This is a genomic window from Rossellomorea sp. NS-SX7 (assembly GCF_052828565.1).
The window spans coordinates 2,498,819-2,523,698 of sequence record NZ_CM128249.1 but is presented as its reverse complement, the minus strand read 5'-3'; the positions used below and the strand labels follow the sequence as shown (position 1 = coordinate 2,523,698).

Sequence of the window (24,880 nt, the reverse complement as noted above, 5' to 3'; positions counted from 1 at the left end):
CAATGGATTTACTATCAATAAAGGAGCCTTCTTTTTTGAAAACGATGACTAAAGAGCAATTAGAAGAGCTCAGTCAAGAGATACGCCAGTTTTTAATTGAGAATTTATCAAAAACTGGAGGTCATATTGGTCCAAACTTGGGTGTAGTGGAATTGACGGTTTCCCTTCATAAACATTTCAACAGTCCCGTCGATAAAATCATCTGGGATGTAGGACATCAATCTTATGTACATAAGATTTTAACAGGGCGTGCCTGCCAGTTTGATACGTTAAGACAGTATAAAGGATTATGTGGTTTCCCGAAAAGAAATGAAAGTGAGCATGATGTCTGGGAAACCGGCCATAGTTCTACATCTCTTTCTGCGGCTATGGGAATGGCGATTGCGCGTGATGTAAAAAAAGAGAATTCATTCATCATTCCTGTGATCGGAGACGGTGCATTGACAGGTGGAATGGCTTTGGAAGCACTGAACCATATAGGGCATGAAAAGAAAGATATGATCGTTGTCCTGAATGATAATGAAATGTCAATTGCCCCGAATGTCGGAGCTCTTCACAGTGTGCTTGGGAGGCTTCGCACTGCCGGTAAATATAATTGGGTGAAAGATGAACTTGAGTATATCCTTAAACGTATCCCTGCAGTCGGCGGAAAACTTGCAAGTACGGCGGAAAGAGTCAAGGACAGCCTGAAGTACCTGTTTGTATCGGGTATGTTCTTCGAAGAACTTGGATTTACCTATCTCGGTCCGATTGATGGTCATGACTTTGAGGAACTGGATGAAAATATTCAGTATGCCAAGAAGACGAAAGGACCTGTCCTGCTTCACGTCATTACGAAAAAAGGAAAGGGATTCCATCCTGCCGAGTCTGACAAAAAAGGAGACTGGCATGGTACAGGACCTTATAAAATTGATACGGGTGATATTATTAAGCCGGTCAATGCACCGCCTTCCTGGAGCGGACTTGTCAGTGAGACGGTGAGAAAGATTGCCAGAAAAGACGAACGTGTTGTCGCAATTACACCGGCAATGCCGGTTGGATCGAAACTTTTAGGGTTCGCTGAAGAATTTCCAGACCGCATGTTTGATGTCGGGATTGCAGAGCAGCATGCTGCGACCGTGGCTGCAGGTCTTGCAACACAGAATATGAAGCCATTCCTTGCCATATATTCTACGTTCCTGCAAAGAGCATATGATCAGGTTGTTCACGATATTTGCAGGCAGAACCTGAATGTTTTCATCGGGATCGACCGTGCCGGGCTGGTCGGTGCTGATGGAGAAACCCACCAAGGTGTGTTCGATATCGCGTTCTTGAGACACCTTCCTAATATCGTCATTATGATGCCGAAAGATGAAAATGAAGGCCAGCATCTGGTCAATACGGCATTGAACTATGATGATGGCCCGATCGCATTAAGATATCCTAGAGGAAATGGATATGGAGTTCCCATGGATTCTGAATTAAAAACCATTCCGATCGGGAAATGGGAAGTACTAAAGAAAGGGAATGACGTCGCAATCCTTACTTTTGGCACAACGATCCCGATGGCGCTCCAAGCGGCAAATGAACTTGAGGAGCAGGGGATATCCGTACGTGTTGTCAATGCAAGATTCATTAAACCGATGGATGAAGGAATGCTGAAATCCATCTTTGATGAAGACATTCCGGTCCTGACGGTTGAAGAGGCTGTCCTGCAAGGCGGATTCGGCAGTTCAGTGCTTGAATATGCCCAGGAAAATGGCTACCGGAAGGCTGTAATCGAACGAATCGGAATTCCAGATTATTTCATCGAGCATGGAAGCGTGAAAGAATTATTGAACGAGATCGGTATGACAAAAGAGAATGTCATGGACCGAGTCCTGACTATCACTCCAAAAAAACAAAAAAGGGCTTAATTATTTTATGAAGGCAAAAAAACAACGTTTAGACATACTCTTGGTTGAAAGAGGACTTATTGAAACAAGAGAGAAAGCAAAAAGAGCAATCATGGCAGGGCTTGTTTATTCAAATGAAGAGAGATTGGATAAACCCGGTGAGAAAGTAAGTGAAGATGCCGAGCTTACGATCAAAGGAAAAATGATGCCTTATGTAAGCCGGGGTGGGCTGAAGCTTGAAAAGGCATTGAAGGTGTTCGACATTGAAGTAAAAGATAAAGTCATGATCGATATCGGTTCCTCGACGGGTGGATTTACGGACTGCGCCCTTCAAAATGGTGCGAAGATGTCTTATGCCATCGATGTCGGATACAACCAGTTAGCCTGGAAATTAAGACAGGATGAGAGAGTTGTGGTAATGGAAAGAACCAATTTCCGTTACGTAACGCCTGCTGATTTGTCTGGTGATATGCCCGCATTTGCATCGATTGATGTTTCGTTTATATCACTTTCCTTGATTTTGCCTGTACTAAAAACACTTCTGATTCCCGGTGGGGATTGTATCGCACTGATTAAACCGCAATTCGAAGCTGGCAAGGAACAAGTCGGCAAAAAAGGAATCGTGCGAGATCCAAAAGTACATCAGGCTGTAATCGAAAAAATCATGAATTTGGCTGTAAATGAAGGGTATACGATTCATGGCTTGTCTTACTCCCCGATTACCGGCGGAGACGGCAACATCGAATTTCTTATCCACATCCGTTGGACAGGGGTCGAAAGTGAAGGGAAATCCCTTCTGACTGTCACTCCTCAACAGGTAATTGAAGAGGCGCATAGTCAGTTTAAAGCTAATAATCAATAATCGTACAGGCTGCTCTGGAAAGGGGCAGTCTGTTTTTGTGGCTGAATTGTCTAATGCTTGTCTGAGCTAAACAAGCCGCCTCCGCTTTTCTGTGTCCAGCTCCGGGGCTTAGAGGCACATGTCATAAGCCAAAGCGGCCAAGAAGGCAAAAAGCGCCTTCCTGTCCGCTTCGGCTTATGCCACCCGCCTCTGAGCAAAGCCCCTCCGCTTTTCATTGTCCAGCTCCGGCGGCTAGCCCCTCGAGGTCATAAGCTAAATGGTCCAGGAAGGCAAAGAAAGCCTTCCCGGCCCATTCATCTTATGCTTGTCGGGGCTGAACGAGCCGCCTCCGCTTTTCATTGTCCAGCTCCGGCGGCTAGAGGCTCGAGACATAAGCCATGCCATCCAAAAAGGCAAAAAACGCCTTTATGGCTGCCCTGTCTTATGCTTTTCGCCTCTGAACAAGCCGCCTCCGCTTTTCTGTTGTACTTATCCATAAAATAGGCTACTATAAGCGTAGAGGTATAAATATACAGGTTTAATTCTAGGTAAGAGGTGTGAGTTCTATGATGAACAAGGGACAAAGACATATAAAAATAAGAGAAATCATTACAAATAGAGATGTCGAGACACAGGATGAGCTGGTTGACAGCCTTAAGAACGCAGGGTTCAATGTAACCCAGGCAACGGTTTCGAGGGACATAAAAGAATTGCATTTGGTCAAAGTGCCATTGATGGATGGAAGATATAAATACAGCCTCCCAGCCGATCAGCGGTTTAATCCTCTGCAAAAATTGAAAAGGACGTTGACGGATGCATTTGTCAAGGTTGATACTGCAGGCCATATGCTTGTCATGAAAACCCTTCCTGGTAATGCTAATGCAATCGGTGCCCTTATTGATAACCTGGACTGGGAAGAAATCCTGGGTACGATTTGCGGGGACGACACATGCCTGATCATTTGCAGAACAGAAGACGAAACGAAAGTCATCACAGAACGTTTTCTGGATATGCTATAATCGCAGTCCTATTTTAAGGATCAATCACATTCATAATAGATGAGACGGGTGGAATCAATTTTTCACCCGCTTTTCAGCTTTAAAAAAATGAAGTTTGTTTACAGAAGAGTAAAAAGGGTTAGATATCCTTAAACGACAATTATAAACAGTGACACAAATAAAATTAAGTACCTTATCAACTGAGGTGAATGTTTCTTGTTACAAGAATTATCCATTAAAAATTTTGCCATCATCGATTCTTTGGCATTGTCTTTCGAAGAAGGGCTGACTGTACTGTCAGGAGAAACGGGTGCAGGTAAATCCATCATCATCGACGCGATCCACCTGCTGGTCGGAGGAAGAGGATCCGCTGAATATGTTCGTCATGGTGAGAAAAAGGCAGAGATAGAAGGTTTGTTTATCCTCGATGATGCGGCGCATCCTTGTTTCGAAAAAGCTTCAAGTTTCGGGATTGAGATTGAAGAAGGAATGATTGTTCTAAGAAGAGAGATATCGAATAGCGGTAAAAGTGTCTGCAGGGTAAATGGTAAGTTAGTCACAATTGCCATCATGAGGGAAATTGGCGGTGCGCTGATTGATATACACGGCCAGCATGAGCATCAGGAATTGATGAATGAACATTTGCATCTATCCCTTCTTGATCAGTTCGGAGGCAAAGAAATACATGCTAATGTAATCTCTTACCGGGAAATTTATAAAGAGTACAGTACAATTCACAAGCAATTGACCAGACTAAATGAAAATGAACAAGAAATGGCACACCGGTTGGATCTCATAACGTTTCAACTGAAAGAAATTCAGGAAGCTGACTTAAAGCTGAAAGAGGATGAAGAGCTTTTAGAAGAGAAGCGAAAACTGATGAATTTCGAAAAGCTGTATGAAGCGCTTCAAACCTCATACAGCAGTATCCAGGGGGAAGGAAAGGGCCTGGATTGGACAGGATTGGCTATGAGTCACCTGGAAACAGCTGCCGATCTTGACACCCAGTATCAAAAAACTCTCGAGGCGGTATCGAATGCATTTTATGTATTGGAAGATGCTGTACATCAAATCAGTGGAGAGTTGGATCAACTTGAATTTGAACCTGATCGCTTAGACCTGATTGAAACCAGGTTAAATGAAATCAATGGTTTGAAAAGGAAATACGGCTCATCGGTCGAAGAGATACTTGCATACGGTTCCAAGATTGAAGAAGAAATCGAAACGATCTTGAACAAAGACTCACATATATCGGAACTGCAAAATAAATTACAGTCCCTTGAGAAAGACTTAATCATAGAGGCAAAAAACCTGACTCAATCCAGGAAAAAATGGGCGAAAAAACTAACTGTAAGCATTCATGAACAGCTAAAACAGCTCTATATGGATAAAACGAAATTTGAAGTGCGTTTTAGCGGAAAAAAAGAAGAAGCATTCTCCTTTTCAAAATTTAAAAAAGATGGATGGGATCAGGTGGAGTTCTTTATTTCCACCAACCCCGGTGAACCGTTGAAACCACTATCCAAAGTTGCTTCAGGAGGAGAACTTTCAAGGATCATGCTTGCGCTTAAGACGATCTTTTCCAAACATCAAGGTATTACTTCTATTATCTTTGACGAAGTGGATACTGGTGTCAGTGGAAGGGTGGCGCAGGCCATTGCGGAAAAGATTTACCAGGTTGCAACTCATTCACAGGTCATGTGCATTTCCCATTTGCCGCAGGTGGCTGCTATGGCTGACAGTCATTTATTCATTTCAAAAAAGCTGACTAAAGGCCGCACAAGTACCGCTGTCAAACGCCTGGAGGAAGAAGAAAAGGTAAAAGAAATTTCCCGGATGATTTCGGGTGTGGAAATTACCGATCTGACACAAGAACATGCAAAAGAGCTGCTGCAATTGGCAAGCTCCATAAAAGAGACATGAAAAGCTATCCATGCTGGGTAGCTTTTTTTCTTTATTACCAGTTATAAATGTAGCTTTTAAAGGCAAAATTAAAACTGTAGCCAAGTAAGTGAGTGTGCAATTGAAACGAGGAGAGTGAATAATGTGAATTTAGACTGGTTAAGGAAATGTATAGGTGGAATTCTCCTTGTTTCGCTTTGTTTTTTTGGATTTTATGAACCTGTTCAACAATTAGTCAATATACCGAATTCAATCAGGGTAATGCAAGGGGATCAAGTTGCTCTCCCCAAGACTGCATCCGTTTCTGCTATGAGTTCGTTTACCAATAAGAATGTTCAAGTCGGGGAAGAAAAAGGGATATTGTCCATCCAGGGAAAAGCGGTTGGAAAAGATGAAGTCGTGCTTGAATTAGCCGGACTTCCCATCAAAAAAGTCAATGTGGAAGTACTGAAGGATTTCAAAGTCATACCTGGCGGACAATCAATCGGAGTCAAATTAAACACTGTCGGGGTGCTGGTAGTGGGCCATCATTTGGTCAACACAGCGGAAGGTAAAGTATCTCCCGGTGAAAAGGCCGGAATCCAGGTTGGGGATATGATCACTGAAATTAATGGCAAGAAAATCGAACAGCTTGCAGATGTAGCACCATTTGTCCAGAAAGCGGGCGAAGATGCCAAGAGTATGGACGTCGTCATTAAACGTGAAGATGAAATTGTCAAAACGTCATTGCTGCCCATGAAAGAAAAAGGGGAAAGCTCGTATAAGCTCGGATTGTATATTCGGGATTCTGCAGCCGGCATCGGAACAATGACATTTTTTGATCCTCAATCCAAAAAATATGGAGCACTCGGACATGTGATTTCAGATATGGACACGAAAAAGCCGATTGTTGTTGAGGACGGCGAAATCGTTCATTCCGAGGTGACTTCCATTGAGAAAGGAAGCGGCGGCAAGCCTGGAGAAAAGCTTGCTCGTTTTTCGGCAGACAGGAATGTGATTGGTAACATTACACGTAACAGCCCATTTGGGATCTTTGGGGAGCTCAATCAATCGGTGGAAAATAATATCTTGGATAAGCCGATGCGAATTGCGCTGTCACACCAGGTAAAAGAAGGACCTGCGCAAATTCTCACGGTTGTGAATGGAAGTAAAGTGGAGAAATACGATGTTGAAATTGTCAGCACGATTCCTCAAAAATTCCCTGCTACAAAAGGGATGGTCATCAAAGTCACTGATCCTGAGTTACTAGAGAAAACAGGAGGGATCGTACAGGGGATGAGCGGCAGTCCGATCATTCAAGATGGAAAGCTGATTGGTGCAGTCACCCACGTATTTGTCAACGACCCTACAAGCGGATATGGTGTCCATATCGAGTGGATGCTGAGTGAGGCAGGGATCGATATCTATAAACAAAATCATGAAAGAGCAAGTTAACGTTTCAAACCCTTGTATAGTGCCGGAGAGCAAATCGGCGCTGAGAGGGTTCTTTTTTTATTCTGTCAATTGCATTTGTAAGAACACCATAATCTTGATAAAATAAAGATTATTCGACAAAAGTTCATGTGATTAGCGAAAGAGGTCGAAAAATAAAGGAAAACTAAGTAAATGAGAGAAAATAATATATTTTTTGGTATTTTTTAAAAAATAAAAGGATTTTTGGTTGCATTGTCGAAAAAGTAATTTAGAATAAAAATATAGACATGAAAATATACGCATGAATTAAAATGGATTTGAGGAGGAAACCTGTAGTGAAATCAATTAAAGTATGTGTCGTGGATGATAACCGGGAATTAACTTCGTTACTGGAAGACTACATTGCTTCGCAGGATGATATGGAAGTGGTAGGGATTGCCCATAATGGTCAGGAATGCCTGGACTTATTGGAAGAAGTGGATCCGGATGTATTAGTGCTCGATATTATCATGCCTCATTTGGACGGCCTCGCTGTACTTGAACGCATTCGTGAAAAGAAGAAGATTCCAAATGTCATCATGCTCACGGCATTCGGGCAGGAAGATGTAACGAAAAAGGCGGTAGACCTTGGTGCGTCCTATTTTATCCTGAAGCCTTTTGATATGGAAAATCTCGTTAGTCATATTAGACAAGTCAGCGGAAAATCAAATCCTATCATCAAAAAACATTCCTCATCCAGATTAACTACAGAGTCTAAACCTAGAAACTTAGATGCAAGCATCACAAGCATCATCCATGAAATCGGCGTTCCTGCACATATTAAAGGTTACCTTTACCTGAGAGAAGCCATTTCGATGGTTTATAACGATATCGAACTGCTTGGTTCCATCACAAAAGTTCTGTATCCTGATATTGCAAAGAAATACAACACTACCGCTTCCCGTGTTGAACGTGCGATCCGACATGCCATTGAAGTAGCTTGGAGCAGGGGAAATATAGATTCAATTTCTTCATTGTTCGGTTATACAGTAAGCATGTCTAAAGCAAAACCGACCAATAGTGAGTTTATTGCCATGGTGGCTGATAAGCTGAGACTTGAGCACAAAGCTTCTTGAAAGAATAAGTAATAATTTTACATTTTTAATAGGTAATGAACCCGATGAATCCATGATTTATTCGGGTTTTTTATTTCTTAGCACCAATGTTTACACATATAATTATGAGGAAAAAGTAAAACAGACAAAACGAACGGGAAGTGACGCGCGTGACGTTGATATTTGCACATAGGGGCTCGGCAGGAACGCACCCTGAGAATACAATGGATGCATTTTTAGAAGCAGAGAGAGTGGGGGCGGATGGCATTGAACTTGATGTTCAATTGACCAAGGACGGTGAAATCGTGGTCATCCACGATGAAACTGTAGACAGGACCACTAATGGTAAAGGATACATAAAAGACTACCATTTAAGGGATCTGAGAAAATTACATGCCAATTATACATTTAAAAAGAAATTCTTCCATAAACAAAAAATCCCTACCTTGGATGAAGTATTCGATTGGATGAATGATAACAGCCTTATATGTAATATAGAACTGAAAAACAGCATCATGGATTATCAAGGGCTGGAAGAGAAGGTCATTCAAATGATCGACAGATATAACTACTCAAACCGTGTTATTATCTCTTCTTTCAATCATTATTCCATAGTGGCGTGCAGGCGCATTGATCCTTCGATTGAAATTGCACCCTTGTACTCCACTGGTCTGTACATGCCGTGGGTCTATGCCAGGTCTCTCGGAGCCAAGGCGATCCATCCTAACCAGAAAGTGGCTTCCGATGAAATCATAGCAGAATCGATAAAAAACGGAATCGCGGTCAGGCCATACACCGTCAATAAAGTACATCAGCTGACACGGCTATTCAATATCGGATGCTCGGCCATCGTCACGGATTACCCTGAAAAGGCGATCAAAATGAGAACAGAGCTCTAAAAAAGCCAGCGTGAACATTCACGCTAGCTTTTTTTATTGAACCGATCCTGCACTTTGTTTCGTTTCCTGTCTCGATGCAGCACAAATCCTGCTATGAATCCCAGTCCTGCTAAAAAGAATATCAACCCTATAATAAATTGCAGTCCCAAAAACGGGATGGGAGGCTGCAGGATCCCGAATAGCATATCTCTCATTAATTTGATACCAAGTGCTGCCAATGCACCGGGAATCAGCATGATGATTAATGCAATAATACGTACCATTATGGACATATCCCCTTTTTTTCTCACTACTAGAAATTCTAACTTCATCTAGAAAATTGTCAAGCTGTACGCAGTGTTGTAAAATATATATCGGATATGAAATAAATTGCAGATATCCTATTTAGAGGTGAAAAAAATTGCAAAACGTTCTAATCATAGGCGGAGGTAAAGGTGGTACGGCCATTTTGAAGATCCTCCACGAAGTCTCATTGATGAAAGTCATTGCCATAACGGATTTGAATGAGGATGCGATGGGGCTGCGTCTGGCAAAAGAGTGGGGGATCCCTTACGGAAGAGACTGGAGGGAATTCCTGCAGGATTCTGTTGATATTGTGATTGAAGTCACCGGAGATCAACAAGTATTTGAAGATGTGAGAGAAGCGAGAGGGAAAAACACTGTTCTCATACCAGGGAGCGTAGCGTTTCTTATATCTAAACTGCTTGAAGAAAAAGAAGATCTCATCCATCAATTGACCAGTGAATCGTTTAAAAGGGATTTGATTTTTAATTCGACCGATGATGGCATGGTCGGCATAGATTCTAAAGGAATTGTCATGCTGTTCAACAAAAGTGCTGAACGTATGATAGGGATTAACAGTGAATATGTAATCGGTAAACATATTAACGAAGTGATTCCTGAAAGCAAGCTCACCACTACGCTTGAAACCAGGAGAACCGAAGTCAATCAGGAAGTGGTTTTGGAAAATGGATTGAAAATCATTTCTAATCGAATTCCGATGATAACGGAAAACGAAGAGGTCATAGGGGCATTCACTGTCTTCAAGGATATTACTGAAGTCGTGAATCTGGCAGAAGAAATAACAAATTTGAAAGAAATCCAGACTATGCTTGAAGCTATCATACATTCAAGTGATGATGCCATTTCAGTGGTTGACGAAGAAGGAAAGGGAATCATGATCAATCCTGCTTATACGAGGATTACGGGGCTGACCCGTGATGAGGTTATCGGCAAGCCTGCTACCGCTGATATTTCTGAAGGTGAAAGTATTCACTTGAAAGTGCTCCAAACAAGAAGAGCGATCCGTGGAACGAAGATGAGAGTGGGACCTAAACGCAAAGAGGTCATCGTGAATGTCGCTCCTATCATAGTCAACGGTAAGTTGAAAGGGAGTGTCGGTGTCATCCATGACATGTCGGAAATCCAGTCACTGACACAGGAACTGGACAGGGCGAGAAGGATCATCCGTACTCTTGAAGCAAAATATATGTTTGAGGATATCATCGGGGAATCTGAAGAAATGCAGATAGCGGTCGAACAAGCGAAACTTGGAGCGAAAACCCCGGCAACTGTCTTATTGAGGGGAGAGTCGGGAACGGGTAAGGAATTATTTGCACACGCCATACATAATGCAAGTGATCGTAAATTCAGTAAGTTTCTGCGTGTGAACTGTGCGGCGTTATCGGAAAGTCTGCTCGAAAGTGAATTGTTTGGATATGAAGAAGGTGCATTCTCTGGTGCAAAACGCGGAGGTAAACGAGGGTTATTCGAAGAAGCTGATAAAGGAAGCATATTCTTGGATGAAATCGGAGAACTAAGCGCAAATACCCAAGCGAAATTATTGAGGGTGCTGCAGGAAAATGAAATCGTCCGGGTCGGGGGCACGAAGTCGATCAGCATTAATGTACGGGTGATAGCTGCAACAAATGTCAATCTGGAAAAAGGGATTGCCGACGGGTCCTTCAGGGAGGATCTGTATTACCGTCTGAACAGGATGCCTATTCAAATCCCTCCACTAAGAAATCGTAGGAAGGACATTCCTCTCATTGCTGAAAGTCTGATTACCAAGCTCAATCAGGACTACGGAAGGAATGTTGACGGTATTACTGAAAATGCCGTCAACAGGCTGATGGAATATCACTGGCCTGGAAATGTAAGGGAACTTGAGAATGTTCTTGGACGTGCGATGATTTTTATGAATTATAATGAGACGTTAATCGATTTGCACCACCTTCCGCCGCTGGAAAAGGTTGATAAAGAAGAAGGTGGGAAAAAGCGCGGACCAGCACCGGCTCTTATGGATTTGAATTCTCAGCTTGAAAAATATGAAAGAAAGATAATTCAAGAAGTTTTAGAGCAGAATAATGGTAATAAAACAGCTACTGCTAAAACATTGAATGTTTCAGTCAGGAATTTGTATTATAAGCTTGAAAAATATAACATTGAAACAAATAGCATGAAATAAATTGCACGGTGTGAAATAAATTGCACGATAATATATGTCGAAATGAAGCGTTTTCAAGGTTTTAAAAGTTGGCACGCTTCTTGCATGTATGTAAAGTGGGAACAAATTTTTATTGAAGGGGTTGAAACATACATTCATGAATCTACAGTCTTTAGTGGAAAAAGCAACCCAAAAAGAACATTCTGTTGTAGCTGTAGCGGCGGCAGAAGATAAAGAAGTGCTTGGGGCTGTCGGAATGGCAGTAGACAGGGATATGGCCGAATTTATTTTATTTGGAGACAAAGAAAAGATCGAAGCCATAATAGAAGAAAATGTACCGCATTTAAAGTCGAATGAAGCGGTAAAAATCAAACATGCGGCTTCCCCTCTGAAAGCAGCTGAATTGGCTGTGAAAGCTGTCAGGGAAAACGAAGCTGGTGCCTTGATGAAAGGGAACGTACCTACTGCAGTCATTTTAAAAGCTGTATTGAATAAAGAATGGGGACTTCGTACTGGTAATGTCCTCTCTCATGTAGCGGCATTTGAAGTGTCAGGCTTTAATAAACTGGTGTTTGTGACAGATGCAGCCATGAACATCACACCTGATTTGAATCAAAAGACTCAAATCATTGAAAATGCAGTCAGCGTCGCATCTTCAATTGGTGTTTCAATGCCTAAAGTGGCGCCGCTTGCTGCAGTGGAAGCAGTGAATCCTGCCATGCAGGCGACCGTTGATGCCGCCTCTCTTACGATGATGAATAAAAGAGGTCAAATCAAAGGGTGCGTAGTGGATGGTCCTCTTGCCCTTGATAATGCGATCTCACATCATGCAGCTGAACATAAAGGGATCCAAAGTGAAGTAGCTGGACAAGCAGATATTTTACTCGTCCCGAATATTGAAACCGGAAATGCATTATACAAATCACTCATTTACTTTGCCAAAGCAAAAGTAGGAGCTGTGATTGCCGGGGCAAAAGCACCGATTGTGTTAACATCCAGAGCGGACAGTGCGGAAAGTAAATTATATTCACTTGCACTGGCGATATGCTCTGCTTCAAATAATTAAAATTGATTTTAAAATTACTTAAATGATCCTGGGGAGGAAATTATAATGAAAATCTTTAGCTATATGGAAAACTACGATTATGAGCAATTAGTATTTTGTCAAGACGAAGTATCTGGTTTGAAAGCAATCATTGCGATTCATGATACGACTCTCGGTCCTGCACTTGGCGGTACCCGCATGTGGACATATGAATCCGAAGAAGCAGCAATCGAAGATGCCCTTCGTTTAGCGAGAGGAATGACTTACAAGAATGCTGCTGCCGGCCTTAACCTTGGCGGTGGGAAAACCGTTATCATCGGTGATCCGCGCAAAGACAAAAATGAAGAAATGTTCCGTGCATTCGGACGTTATATCCAAGGACTGAATGGCCGTTACATTACAGCGGAGGATGTAGGTACTACTGTGGCTGATATGGATCTGATCCACGAAGAAACGGATTATGTAACTGGTATTTCTCCTGCATTCGGCTCTTCAGGAAACCCTTCTCCTGTAACAGCATACGGCGTATACCGCGGTATGAAGGCTGCTGCAAAAGAAGCGTTCGGTACGGATTCACTTGAAGGTAAGACGATCGCAGTACAGGGTGTAGGAAACGTAGCATACAACATGTGTAAACATCTTCATGAAGAAGGTGCAAACCTTATCGTGACGGATATCCATAAAGAGTCTGTAGACCGTGCAGTAAACGACTTTGGTGCAAAAGCAGTTGATCCATCTGACATTTACAGTGTGGATTGTGACATTTTCGCACCGTGTGCTTTAGGGGCGATCATCAATGATGATACAATTTCACAAATCAAGGCTAAAGTAATTGCCGGGGCTGCAAATAATCAATTAAAAGAAACCCGTCATGGAGATGCTATTCATGAGATGGGCATTGTTTATGCTCCGGATTATGTAATCAATGCCGGTGGCGTAATCAATGTAGCCGACGAACTTTACGGTTATAACAGCGAAAGAGCTATGAAAAAAGTAGAGCAGGTATACAACAACGTTGAGCGCGTAATTGAAATTGCGAAGCGTGATAACATCCCTACTTATGTAGCTGCAGACCGTATGGCAGAAGAAAGAATTGAAAAGATGCGTCGTTCAAGAAGCCAATTCTTACAAAACGGACAACATATTTTAAGCAGACGCTGATAAAAAATACAGGACGCTTGACTTCTTCGAAGTGAAGCGTTTCTTACCTGGTTACAAGGTATAGATGGGAACAAGGGGTTATCTGTCATAGGGGGAAATTTCAATACAGAACAACATATTACAGCTACCCAAATGGAGGTAACAGCAGTGCAGGAAACGAAACATCGAATATTAGTCATAAATCCCGGATCGACATCAACAAAGATTGGTGTGTTTGATGAAGATCGGTCCATTTTTGAAAAAACGATCCGTCATGAAACGGAAAAGATAAACGAATTTCCAAATATCATCGATCAATATGAATTCCGTAAAAATACCATCCTTCAAACGCTGGATGAAGAAGGAATCAATATCAGCAAGTTAAGTGCGGTCTGCGGCCGCGGAGGATTATTAAGACCGATTGAAGGCGGAACATATTTAGTTAACGATGAAATGCTTAAGGATCTTAGAGAAGGTTTTTCCGGTCAACATGCTTCCAATCTTGGCGGCATATTGGCTTTTGAAATTGCATCCGGACTGAATATACCTTCATATATCGTCGATCCTGTCGTAGTGGACGAGCTTCAGCCTTTGGCAAGGATATCCGGATTTTCGTTAATCGAACGAAAAAGTATCTTTCATGCATTAAATCAAAAAGCTGTAGCAAGAAGAGTCGCAAAGCAATTAGACAAGAAATATGAAGAACTTAATTTGATCATTACTCATATGGGCGGAGGTATCACCGTCGGTACCCATCAAAACGGAAAAGTGATCGATGTGAACAATGGGTTGCATGGAGACGGTCCTTTCAGTCCTGAGAGAGCTGGTACAGTACCTGCAGGAGATTTGGTCGATCTATGCTTCTCAGGTGATTATTACCGTGATGAAATCATGAAGAAGCTGGTCGGTCAAGGTGGATTGGTAGGGTATCTTGGCACAAGTGATGCTGTAAAAGTAGAAAAAATGATTGAAAACGGTGATGAAAAAGCGAAGAAAGTATACGACGCCATGGCATATCAAATTGCCAAGGAAATCGGTTCTGCCAGTGCGGTGCTGAAAGGTAAGGTCGATGCCATCGTCCTGACAGGCGGACTCGCATATGGTAAAGAATTCGTCAAGGCTATTCAAGAACGCATCAACTGGATAGCAGATGTGATTATACATCCTGGGGAGAATGAACTGCAGGCATTGGCTGAAGGTGCACTCAGAGTCCTTAAAGAGGAAGAAAGCTATAAAGTTTACCCAGGTACGATTAAAGAAGAAGCAACAGTATAAGATTGAGGAGGATGCAGCATTGGCACAAGAATATGATTTAGTCATTCTGGGCGGGGGCACCGGCGGTTATGTTGCCGCTATCCGCGCATCACAATTAGGTTTGAAGACAGCAATCGTTGAAAAAGGGAAGCTAGGAGGAACTTGTCTCCATAGAGGATGCATTCCAAGTAAAGCACTTCTGCGCAGTGCTGAGGTGTATGCCACTGCTAAGCACAGTGACAGCTTCGGTGTAAAGATCAACGGTGTGGAACTGGATTTTGAAAAAGTCCAATCCCGCAAGGATGGAATTGTCGAACAGCTTCATAAAGGAGTCCAGCACTTGATGAAACAAGGCAAGATCGATGTATTTGAGGGAATCGGGCGAATCCTTGGCCCTTCTATTTTTTCACCAATGCCTGGTACGATTTCAGTTGAGATGAACAACGGTGAAGAGAATGAAATGCTGATCCCGAAAAATGTCATTGTCGCGACAGGATCAAGGCCCCGTTCACTTCCGGGTCTGGATATCGATGGAGAGTATGTCCTGTCTTCGGATGAGGCACTTTCACTTGAGCAGCTGCCAAAATCAATCATCATTGTCGGCGGAGGTGTAATCGGTATCGAGTGGGCTTCCATGTTATCGGACTTTGACGTCGAAGTGACAGTGGTTGAGTACGCCGACAAGATCGTACCGACGGAAGACCATGAAATTTCAAAAGAAATGCAGCGTTTGATGAAGAAAAAAGGCGTTAAAATCGTGACAGGTGCAAAAGTGCTTTCGGAATCCCTTCAAAAAGGGGACGGTACTGTAACGATCAATGCTGAACATAAAGGCGAAGAAAAATCCTTCACTGCTGAAAAGATCCTTGTCTCGGTTGGCAGACAGGCAAATGTAGAGGGAATTGGCCTGGAAAATACCGACATAAAAGTGGAAAAGGGCTTTGTTGAAGTGAATGATTTCTTCCAAACGAAAGAATCGCATATTTACGCTATCGGTGATGTCATAGGAGGTCTTCAACTTGCTCATGTCGCTTCTCATGAGGGTATTACAGCGGTCGAGCATATGGCAAATGAAAATCCGCATCCAATTGATTACTCACTTATTTCAAAGTGTATATACAGCAACCCGGAAATTGCCAGCGTAGGAATGACCGAACAAGAGGCGAAAGAAAAAGGCTTTGAACTAAAGATAGGGAAATTCAGCTTCAGAGCCATTGGGAAAGCGCTTGTATATGGTGAATCTGATGGATTCGTAAAGATCATTGCTGATAAGGAAACCGACGATATTCTTGGCGTCCACATGATCGGTCCTCATGTAACAGATATGATTTCTGAAGCAGGACTTGCGCGTGTACTGGATGCAACACCATGGGAAATCGGTCATACCATCCACCCGCATCCGTCTCTATCGGAAGCAATTGGGGAAGCTGCACTCGCAGTGGATGGCAAAGCGATCCATTCATAAAATCATTATTGAATTCGAGGGAGAAAGGCTTCTCCCTCACATATAGACTTTAACCCGCAGGAGGTAAAAAAATATGGCAGAGAATCGTCATGAAGAATTAGGTCTCTCGAATGAAAAAGTATTAGAAATGTATGAAACGATGCTACTTGCAAGGAAAATTGATGAACGTATGTGGTTATTGAACCGATCTGGTAAAATTCCTTTCGTTATTTCATGTCAAGGTCAAGAGGCTGCACAAATTGGGGCTGCCTTTGCACTGGACAAGGAAAAAGATTATGTACTGCCTTATTACCGTGACATGGGGGTTGTCCTTACGTTCGGTATGACTCCACAGGAATTGATGCTTTCCGGTTTCGCCAAGGCAGAGGATCCCAACTCAGGCGGACGCCAGATGCCTGGTCACTTCGGCCAAAAGAAAAATAACATCGTGACCGGTTCTTCCCCTGTTACTACTCAGGTTCCTCACGCTGTCGGAATTGCGCTCGCTGGTAAGATGGAAAAGAAAGACCTGGTTACGTTCGTAACATTTGGAGAAGGTTCTTCCAACCAGGGTGACTTCCATGAAGGCGCTAACTTCGCTGGTGTACATAAGCTTCCGGTTGTTTTTATGTGTGAAAACAATAAATACGCTATCTCTGTTCCAATTGAAAAACAATTGGCATGTGAAAATGTATCGGACCGAGCAATCGGGTACGGTATGCCTGGATATACGGTTGATGGAAATGATCCTCTTGAAGTATATAAAGCGGTTAAAGAAGCAGCAGACCGCGGCCGCCGCGGAGAAGGTCCTACGCTGATCGAAACCGTTTCATACCGTTTGACTCCTCACTCTTCAGACGATGACGACCGAAGCTATCGTTCTCCTGATGAAGTGGCAAAAGCGAAGACGAACGATCCGATTATTACATTCGGCGCGTATCTGAAAGAAACGGGCGTCATGAACGATGAGCTTGAAAAAGAAATCAACGATCGTGTGATGAAGCAAGTGAACGAAGCAACAGACTATGCAGAAAACGCTCCATATGCTGAAGCTGAATCAGCAATGAAGTATGTGTACGCAGAAGAGAAGTAAGGGGGAATAGATTATGCCAGTAATTTCATACATTGATGCCGTAACAATGGCAATTAGAGAAGAAATGGAACGAGACGAGAAAGTATTCGTGCTTGGAGAAGATGTCGGGAAAAAAGGCGGAGTATTCAAAGCGACTCACGGACTGTATGATCAATTCGGGGAGGAACGCGTCATCGACACTCCACTTGCTGAATCTGCAATCGCAGGGGTAGGGATCGGTGCTGCGATGTACGGCATGAGACCGATTGCAGAAATGCAATTTGCCGATTTCATCATGCCGGCTGTTAACCAGATTATTTCTGAAGCTGCACGTATCCGTTACCGCTCAAATAATGACTGGAGCTGCCCGATGGTCATCCGTGCACCTTATGGGGGAGGAGTTCACGGGGCACTATATCACTCTCAATCGGTCGAAGCTGTATTTGCCAATCAGCCAGGTTTGAAAATCGTGATGCCATCGACTCCGTATGACGTAAAAGGTTTATTGAAGGCGGCTATCCGTGACGAAGATCCGGTTTTATTCTTCGAACATAAACGTGCATACCGCTTGATCAAAGGTGAAGTACCTGAAGACGATTATACGCTTCCAATCGGGAAAGCGGACGTTAAACGTGAAGGTGAGGACATCACGGTCATCACATACGGATTATCCGTTCACTTTGCCCTGCAGGCAGCAGAAAAGCTTGCCCAGGATGGAATTGAATCGCACATCCTTGATTTAAGAACAATTTATCCGTTAGATAAAGAAGCAATCATCGAAGCAGCTTCTAAGACAGGTAAAGTACTTCTTGTGACGGAAGATAACAAAGAAGGAAGCATCATGGGTGAGGTTTCTGCAATCATCGCAGAAAATTGCTTATTCGAACTCGATGCTCCAATCAAACGTCTTGCCGGACCTGATGTTCCTGCAATGCCATATGCTCCTACAATGGAAAAATACTTTATGATCAACCCGGACAAAGTAGAAAAAGCTATGCGTGAGCTGGCAGAATTTTAATCCATCAAACACACTGAATGCAAAACGTTAGGAGGGTTCCTCATGGGTATAGAAAATATGAAGATGCCGCAGTTAGGGGAAAGTGTTACAGAAGGTACAATTAGTAAATGGCTGGTATCGCCAGGTGATACTGTAAATAAATATGATCCGATTGCAGAGGTTCAGACAGATAAAGTAAACGCTGAAGTTCCATCCTCGTTTACTGGGACAATCAAAGAATTGATCGCTGAAGAAGGGGATACATTGGAAGTCGGCGAATTCATCTGTTCAATCGAAGTGGAAGGGGCCGGCTCAGCTCCTTCGGAGGATGCTCCAAAAGAAGAGAAGAAGGAAACTGCCGGTGAGAAACCTTCACAGGCACCTGCGATGAATTCGCAGGCACCTAAGAAAGAAGCTGGAAATAAAGCTAGATATTCACCAGCTGTATTGAAGCTTTCTCAAGAGCACGATATCGACTTGAATCAGGTGGAAGGGTCCGGTAACGGCGGCCGCATTACAAGAAAAGATCTTAAAAAGATCATCGAGTCTGGCAATATCCCTAAAGCTGCAGACGCACCTGCATCACAACAAGCGGAAGCAGCGCCTGCACCAGTAAAAGAACAAGCACAGCCGGCTGCATCCCAGAAGCAGGCAGCACCTGCGCCGAATGTGCCGGTCATGCCTGGAGATATCGAAATCCCGGTAACAGGGATTAGAAAGGCGATCGCTTCCAATATGGTAAGAAGCAAGCATGAAGCTCCTCACGCTTGGACAATGATGGAAGTCGATGTTACAAATCTTGTGGAATATAGGAATTCACTCAAGACCGAATTCAAACAGCGCGAAGGCTTTAACCTGACATTCTTTGCTTTCTTTGTTAAAGCTGTATCACAAGCCCTTAAAGAATTCCCGCAAATCAATTCAATGTGGGCAGGGGATAAAATCATCCAGAAGAAAGACATCAATATCTCGATCGCTGTTGCGACGGATGATGCACTATTCGTTCCTGTCATTAAAAATGCAGATGAAAAAACGATCAAAGGCATTGCCCGCGAAATCACGGACCTTGCTGGAAAAGTCCGAAGCGGCAAGCTGAAATCAGAAGATATGCAGGGTGGAACCTTTACAGTGAATAATACCGGGTCTTTCGGCTCTGTCCAATCGATGGGTATTATCAACTATCCACAGGCTGCGATCCTTCAAGTTGAATCAATCGTAAAACGTCCTGTCGTTATGAATAATGGCATGATTGCCGTACGCGATATGGTGAACCTATGTATGTCACTGGATCACCGTGTACTTGACGGCCTGGTTTGCGGCCGATTCCTGCAAAGAATTAAAGAAATTTTGGAGAATACATCTAAAGAAAACACTTCTGTATATTAATAATCGGACTTTACCTTGTAAATGAGGTAATCCGGGTTCGAAAGAGGACTAACCTGAGCGGTTAGTCCTCTTTCTGTTTTTAACAGATGGATATTATTTCCTTGATCGAAGTACTTACTTCCTTTAAATCCTGGGATATAGTACCGGAATATTCCCAGAAGAATAATCTTCAATGAAAATTACTTTTTCACGTAGTACTTTGTTTGCAATAGGATTCCTTGAATAAATTAGCCTATCCCCTATTTCTTATTTTTTTAAAACAATTTTTTTGTGCTGCAGGACCCCTGCCTATTTACCCCCGTTTTTTTTACCTGAAATCAACTATTATTCCTGAAATTATGGAATACGTGTGACTTTCATCCTTTATAGAAAATGTTGGAATCAGACTATTCGTTCATTTTCTGAAAATTCAGATTTAAAACGACAATAAATTACAACATTTTACAATTACACTTGGTTATCTTTGGTGTAACACCTACATTTTACCAGGTGAATGAACTAAAGGGGGGGAATCTTGGAAGGAAACATCACTTAAATTCGGGAGGGAATTAAATGAGGGGAAGAAGTAAAAGAAAGTGGTTTTCAATTCTATTGACCCTAGTAATGTTCATTCCATTAATGTTTCCATTTAACTCAAACGCTGCAAGTACTTCAATGCCAAGTCTGGCAAAAGGCAAAGCTTCTACATCAGTAAATGATACTGCAAAAGTAAGTCCACAATCGAAGATCACATCAACATTGCAAGATCAATTCAAGAAAGATAAGCACGTCACATACTTAGTGAAGTTCAAGGAGCAGGTGGACACTAAGGGCGTAGCGAAAAAAGCGGCTGAAAAAGCCGAGAAACAAAAGCTTACAGCAAACGGTAAAAAGCTGCTGAAGCGGAATATGGTTGTTTCAGAGCTGCGTGCCACTGCACTTGAAACTCAAGCAGAAGTGAAAAAATACTTAAACAAAGAGAAAAAGAGCGGTGCCGTTAAAAACGTAAAAGACTTTTACGTAGTAAATGGTATGGCAGTTACAAGTACGAAGGAAGTCATGGAGAAAATCGCTCATTTTCCTGAAGTGGCGAAAATTTTACCGAATGAAACACGCCAGCTCATCCAGCCGGTTAAAGCAGAAGGTTCTGCTGCAACTCTGGATGTAAAGAAGGCTGAAAAAGCGGACAATAATCCTGCTTCCATTGAGTGGAACATCGAACAGATCGGTGCACCGGCAGTATGGGATATGGGAATAGACGGTGCTGGTACAGTTGTAGCTTCCATCGATACCGGTGTTCAATGGAATCACCCGGCATTAAAAGAAAAATACAGAGGGTATGATCCACAGAATCCGGATACTCCTGACAATGAATTCAACTGGTTCGATGCAACAGCAGGTCAGGGCACTCCATATGATGATCAGGGGCATGGTACCCATGTAACGGGTACAATGGTAGGTTCTGAACCGGATGGGAATAACCAGATCGGTGTAGCCCCGGGAGCGAAGTGGATCGCGGTTAAAGCATTCACAGCCAATGGTGGAACAGATGTCGATTTACTTGCCGCAGGAGAATGGATCCTTGCACCAACTGATGCAGAAGGGAATCCACATCCTGAAATGGCTCCGGATGTAGTCAATAACTCTTGGGGAGGCGGACCTGGCTTAGATGAATGGTACCGCGACATGGTTGCTGCATGGAGAGCGGCGGAAATCTTCCCTGAGTTCTCGGCAGGAAATACTACTTTATTCAATCCTGGGGGACCAGGTTCGGTTGCAACACCGGCAAACTATCCTGAGTCATTTGCAACAGGAGCGACTGACAGCAGTAATAATCTTGCTGGATTTTCTTTACAAGGGCCGTCTCCTTATGATGAGGTGAAACCTGAAATCTCAGCACCAGGTGTGAACATTCGTTCATCCGTTCCAGGCAGTAATTATGAAGGCGGCTGGAATGGCACATCAATGGCTGGCCCTCACGTATCGGCGGTTGCCGCACTGTTAAGACAGGTCAATTCAGACTTGACTGTTGATGATATTGAAGAAATATTAATGGCGACGGCAATCCCATTAACTGATGGTACATTCCCTGAGTCTCCGAATAATGGATATGGCCATGGGCTTGTTAACGCATTTGATGCCGTATCGTCAGTCATGAGCGGTATCGGTAAGATTGAAGGTAATGTATCGAAAGAAGGAGATGATACTGAAGCACCAGCCATTTCACATAATGCCCCTGCAGAAGCATTTAAAGAAATGAATTTACCGCTTCAAGCGGATGTAAGCGATAACGTCAGTGTAACGAATGTCTCGCTTAACTATCAAAACGCGGATGGAGAATGGGTTTCGATTGAGGCTTCAAGAACATCAGGCGACTACAAAGAGGGTTCCTACGAAGCAGTCATACCTGGTGAAGATTTAACCGGTGACAGTGTAAATTACAAGTGGAGTGCGTTGGACTTCGGCGGGAATGAAGTTGAAAGTGACACGTACACGGTTCCTTTATTACCTGGAATCACAGTAGGATATGAGCAGGACTTTGAATCTTCCCCGGCAGGCTGGACTTCCTATGGAGAAGCAAACAGTTGGGAGTGGGGTGTTCCGACTACAGGTCCTGAGAGCGCAGTTTCCGGAGAGAAAGTGTATGCCACTAATCTAGATGGAAATTACGATAATAGAGCAAATATGTCCCTGCAAATGCCTCCGATCGATCTGCCGGAAGGAAACAGCTACCTGCAGTTCAAGCAGTGGCATGAACTAGAACGAAATTACGATTACGGTCATGTATTTGTGTCTACGGATGGAGAGAACTGGACACAGGCTCTTCGCGTAAACAATGTGACAAACGGCTGGGTGGATGGCGAAGTTGACTTAAGTGCTTATGCTGGCCAGCGTGTTTACGTAGCGTTCAATGTGACAACAGATGGAAGTGTCGTCAAAAAAGGCTGGTATCTGGATGATGTCAAATTGAGTGCGGAATCCATTATTCCGGCTGGTAAAGCTCAGTTGGGATTGGAGTCGAAGAGTGACAGCTCTTCATCGGTTTCCGAGAAACCTAGTGTGAACCCTGCTAAGATCGAAATGGCGAAACCTGTTAAGGGAGAGGCTGCGGATGGTACTGCACCTGCACCGGCATTATTACCTTTACAGGCTGAGGTGACTGTACTTGAGACAGGGCGCTCTGCTTACACGAACCCTGCAGACGGATCTTATCAAATGACGCATGCAGCGGGAGAATTCACGCTACAAGCTTCAACTTACGGCTACAGATCACAGACACAAAGTGTAACAGTGGAAGCGGACGGAATATCTACAGCCAATTTCACGCTGGAGGAAATCCCTCGTGGAACTGTCTCAGGAATCGTTACAAATCAAGTAACAGGTGAACCTGTTGAAGGAGCTACGGTATTCCTGATGGAAGATGCCGTCGTGACACCGGTTGAAACGAATGCAGACGGTGAATATGAACTCGAAGCCTATGAAGGTGACTACACGCTTAAAGTCGTTGCACCTTACTACTACAGTCAAGAAGTGAGTGTGACGATTGAAGGCGGGGAAGCTGCTACAGCGGATGTTTCACTAGAACCATTCATCGGATATCCTGGAGAAATCGGATACGATGACGGAACGGCAGAAAACGCACGTGCATTCTATGATGCAGGTAATGGCTGGGCCGTTAAGATGTCTCTGGAAGACGGAAATGATTCTGCGATGGTAACGGGCGGACTGTTCCGGTTCTGGGATACCGAATGGCCGGTGCCGGGCGGAACAGACTTCAAAGTGGCTGTATATGATGCTTCAGGAACGGACGGAGCACCTGGTAAGAAACTTGCAGGTCCATTTGATGCAACTGCCCTGAGAAATGGCGAATGGACGCATGTTGATCTTAGTGAACAAGGAATCATCGTCGATGGAGACTTCTATATGGTCTACATCCAATCAGCACCAAACCCTAATGCACCTGGACTAGGGACCGATGAAGACGGCGAATATGCTGCTCGCAGCTGGCAACTCGTTGGCGGTGCATGGTCTCCTTCTCCTGAGGATGAAGGGAATTATATGATCCGTGCCACTGTAAACTATGAAGTAACAGCACCGGTCATCACTTCGCCTGAAAATGAATCATTTACGAATCAAGATTCTGTTACAGTCGAAGGTACTTCAGCTCCTACCACGACTGTTCATGTGTTTAATGGAGGAGAGGAAGCAGCTGTTGCTGAAACCCAGGAAGATGGTACTTTCTCAGCAGAAGTTGCACTAAACGACGGAGTAAATACTCTTACAGCAAAAGCTTCCACTGAACAAGGTATGACTCCAGCATCAGAACCAGTCACAGTTACTCTCGATCAAGTAGTTCCCGAACTGGAAATCACTTCACCTGAAAACGATTTGAAGATTAATCGTGAAGCGATTACAGTGGAAGGAAACTTCACAGAAGAAAACCTTGAATCGATCAAAGTCAATGGTCAGGATGCTGAAGTGGAAGAAGGAAGCTTCAGTCATAGAATGCTGCTTGATGAAGGAGAAAACGTCATCACCGTAGTAGCGAGGGACAAAGCAGGTAATGAAACAGAGCAAAGCGTAACGGTATTTGCTAAGTTTGGGGATATAGAAATTGAGAATCTCCTTCCTGCAGAAGATAAATACCTCAAAAAAGGTCAATCAGTAAAAATCGAGTTTGATAGTGAAGCTGACCTTGATGCTGTATTTACCATTTTAATGCCTCTTACCAATGCAGGGGCACAACTTACAAATGCCAATGAGCTCCCAATGAGGGAAATCTCTGAGGGACATTATGTAGGTTACTATACAGCAACTGATAATGTGAAAGCATCAGGAGCACTCATCGAAGTGAAAGTTGCCGATGAATATGGCAATGTAACGACGAAGAGAGCAGAAGGGAAGTTGTTCCTTAACACCAAAAAGTAATAGTATCAGGGAAGAGCTGACAGGGTCAGCTCTTCTTTTTAGTTTTGGTGCTTTCATTGATGATGATTGAAGATACCGTCGTTTTTTTATATACTAAAATAGTATTAGAATAAAAATTTTGAATTTTCATCAAAAAATGATCAGAAGAAAAAGAAAGTCAAAGGGGA

The 24,880-nt window shown here is 43.3% G+C and carries 17 protein-coding genes; 16 read left to right on the top strand and 1 reads right to left on the bottom strand.

The window, feature by feature from the left end; genetic code table 11:
* The first annotated feature begins 2 nt into the window (after window positions 1-2).
* The 7 genes from dxs to ACUXV2_RS12615 all read left to right on the top strand — a co-directional run bounded on the left by dxs (window position 3) and on the right by ACUXV2_RS12615 (window position 9,021).
* Window positions 3-1,895: a 1-deoxy-D-xylulose-5-phosphate synthase gene (gene dxs, locus ACUXV2_RS12645; RefSeq protein ID WP_446243555.1), complete on the top strand. Its 1,893-nt coding sequence runs from the start codon at window positions 3-5 to the stop codon at window positions 1,893-1,895.
* 7 nt (window positions 1,896-1,902) lie between these two features.
* Window positions 1,903-2,736, top strand: coding sequence for a TlyA family RNA methyltransferase (locus ACUXV2_RS12640; RefSeq protein ID WP_446243554.1), 834 nt, complete (start codon window positions 1,903-1,905; stop codon window positions 2,734-2,736).
* Window positions 2,737-3,284: 548 nt separating this feature from the next.
* Window positions 3,285-3,734 carry a transcriptional regulator AhrC/ArgR gene (gene ahrC / locus ACUXV2_RS12635; protein WP_446247067.1) on the top strand — a complete coding sequence of 150 codons (450 nt, stop codon included), beginning with the start codon at window positions 3,285-3,287 and terminating at the stop codon, window positions 3,732-3,734.
* A gap of 195 nt (window positions 3,735-3,929) precedes the next feature.
* Window positions 3,930-5,636 (top strand): DNA repair protein RecN, encoded by a 1,707-nt coding sequence (gene recN, locus ACUXV2_RS12630; RefSeq protein WP_446243553.1) that lies wholly within the window; start codon window positions 3,930-3,932, stop codon window positions 5,634-5,636.
* A gap of 123 nt (window positions 5,637-5,759) precedes the next feature.
* Entirely contained in the window at window positions 5,760-7,049 is a 1,290-nt protein-coding gene (gene spoIVB / locus ACUXV2_RS12625; RefSeq protein WP_446243552.1) for a SpoIVB peptidase, read from the top strand.
* A gap of 314 nt (window positions 7,050-7,363) precedes the next feature.
* Complete coding sequence (gene spo0A / locus ACUXV2_RS12620) at window positions 7,364-8,143, top strand: sporulation transcription factor Spo0A (protein WP_446243551.1); 780 nt, start codon at window positions 7,364-7,366, stop codon at window positions 8,141-8,143.
* 149 nt (window positions 8,144-8,292) lie between these two features.
* Window positions 8,293-9,021, top strand: a complete 729-nt coding sequence (locus ACUXV2_RS12615; protein ID WP_446243550.1) for a glycerophosphodiester phosphodiesterase — start codon at window positions 8,293-8,295, stop codon at window positions 9,019-9,021.
* A 23-nt stretch (window positions 9,022-9,044) separates the two neighbouring features.
* On the opposite strand, the gene ACUXV2_RS12610 is transcribed toward ACUXV2_RS12615, so the two are convergent.
* Entirely contained in the window at window positions 9,045-9,284 is a 240-nt protein-coding gene (locus ACUXV2_RS12610; RefSeq protein ID WP_172253065.1) for a DUF2627 domain-containing protein, read from the bottom strand.
* 137 nt (window positions 9,285-9,421) lie between these two features.
* Between ACUXV2_RS12610 and ACUXV2_RS12605 the strand changes: the two genes are divergently transcribed.
* From ACUXV2_RS12605 to ACUXV2_RS12565, 9 genes are all read left to right on the top strand, one after another.
* The gene (locus ACUXV2_RS12605; protein WP_446243549.1) at window positions 9,422-11,488 is read left to right on the top strand and encodes a sigma 54-interacting transcriptional regulator; all 2,067 of its coding nucleotides are present in this window, start codon (window positions 9,422-9,424) and stop codon (window positions 11,486-11,488) included.
* Window positions 11,489-11,624: 136 nt separating this feature from the next.
* The gene (gene yqiS, locus ACUXV2_RS12600) at window positions 11,625-12,533 is read left to right on the top strand and encodes a phosphate butyryltransferase (protein WP_446243548.1); all 909 of its coding nucleotides are present in this window, start codon (window positions 11,625-11,627) and stop codon (window positions 12,531-12,533) included.
* Window positions 12,534-12,578: 45 nt separating this feature from the next.
* The gene (gene bcd / locus ACUXV2_RS12595; protein ID WP_446243547.1) at window positions 12,579-13,673 is read left to right on the top strand and encodes a branched-chain amino acid dehydrogenase; all 1,095 of its coding nucleotides are present in this window, start codon (window positions 12,579-12,581) and stop codon (window positions 13,671-13,673) included.
* A gap of 147 nt (window positions 13,674-13,820) precedes the next feature.
* The gene (gene buk, locus ACUXV2_RS12590; RefSeq protein ID WP_446243546.1) at window positions 13,821-14,927 is read left to right on the top strand and encodes a butyrate kinase; all 1,107 of its coding nucleotides are present in this window, start codon (window positions 13,821-13,823) and stop codon (window positions 14,925-14,927) included.
* Window positions 14,928-14,946: 19 nt separating this feature from the next.
* Entirely contained in the window at window positions 14,947-16,371 is a 1,425-nt protein-coding gene (gene lpdA, locus ACUXV2_RS12585; RefSeq protein WP_446243545.1) for a dihydrolipoyl dehydrogenase, read from the top strand.
* A gap of 73 nt (window positions 16,372-16,444) precedes the next feature.
* Window positions 16,445-17,443 (top strand): thiamine pyrophosphate-dependent dehydrogenase E1 component subunit alpha, encoded by a 999-nt coding sequence (locus tag ACUXV2_RS12580; RefSeq protein WP_446243544.1) that lies wholly within the window; start codon window positions 16,445-16,447, stop codon window positions 17,441-17,443.
* 13 nt (window positions 17,444-17,456) lie between these two features.
* Window positions 17,457-18,440, top strand: coding sequence for an alpha-ketoacid dehydrogenase subunit beta (locus tag ACUXV2_RS12575; protein WP_446243543.1), 984 nt, complete (start codon window positions 17,457-17,459; stop codon window positions 18,438-18,440).
* A gap of 42 nt (window positions 18,441-18,482) precedes the next feature.
* A complete protein-coding gene (locus ACUXV2_RS12570) occupies window positions 18,483-19,805 on the top strand; it encodes a dihydrolipoamide acetyltransferase family protein (protein WP_446243542.1) in 1,323 nt (440 codons plus the stop codon).
* Window positions 19,806-20,357: 552 nt separating this feature from the next.
* Complete coding sequence (locus ACUXV2_RS12565) at window positions 20,358-24,713, top strand: S8 family serine peptidase (RefSeq protein WP_446243541.1); 4,356 nt, start codon at window positions 20,358-20,360, stop codon at window positions 24,711-24,713.
* Window positions 24,714-24,880 lie beyond the last annotated feature (167 nt).

Excerpts from the sequence above, each read along its gene's own strand:
- dxs (WP_446243555.1), top strand. The coding sequence starts at position 3 with ATGGATTTACTATCAATAAAGGAGCCTTCTTTTTTGAAAACGATGACT.
- ACUXV2_RS12640 (WP_446243554.1), top strand. The coding sequence starts at position 1,903 with ATGAAGGCAAAAAAACAACGTTTAGACATACTCTTGGTTGAAAGAGGA.
- ahrC (WP_446247067.1), top strand. The coding sequence starts at position 3,285 with ATGAACAAGGGACAAAGACATATAAAAATAAGAGAAATCATTACAAAT.
- ACUXV2_RS12610 (WP_172253065.1), bottom strand. The coding sequence starts at position 9,284 with ATGGTACGTATTATTGCATTAATCATCATGCTGATTCCCGGTGCATTG.
- yqiS (WP_446243548.1), top strand. The coding sequence starts at position 11,625 with ATGAATCTACAGTCTTTAGTGGAAAAAGCAACCCAAAAAGAACATTCT.
- bcd (WP_446243547.1), top strand. The coding sequence starts at position 12,579 with ATGAAAATCTTTAGCTATATGGAAAACTACGATTATGAGCAATTAGTA.
- ACUXV2_RS12580 (WP_446243544.1), top strand. The coding sequence starts at position 16,445 with ATGGCAGAGAATCGTCATGAAGAATTAGGTCTCTCGAATGAAAAAGTA.
- ACUXV2_RS12575 (WP_446243543.1), top strand. The coding sequence starts at position 17,457 with ATGCCAGTAATTTCATACATTGATGCCGTAACAATGGCAATTAGAGAA.
- ACUXV2_RS12570 (WP_446243542.1), top strand. The coding sequence starts at position 18,483 with ATGGGTATAGAAAATATGAAGATGCCGCAGTTAGGGGAAAGTGTTACA.
- ACUXV2_RS12565 (WP_446243541.1), top strand. The coding sequence starts at position 20,358 with ATGAGGGGAAGAAGTAAAAGAAAGTGGTTTTCAATTCTATTGACCCTA.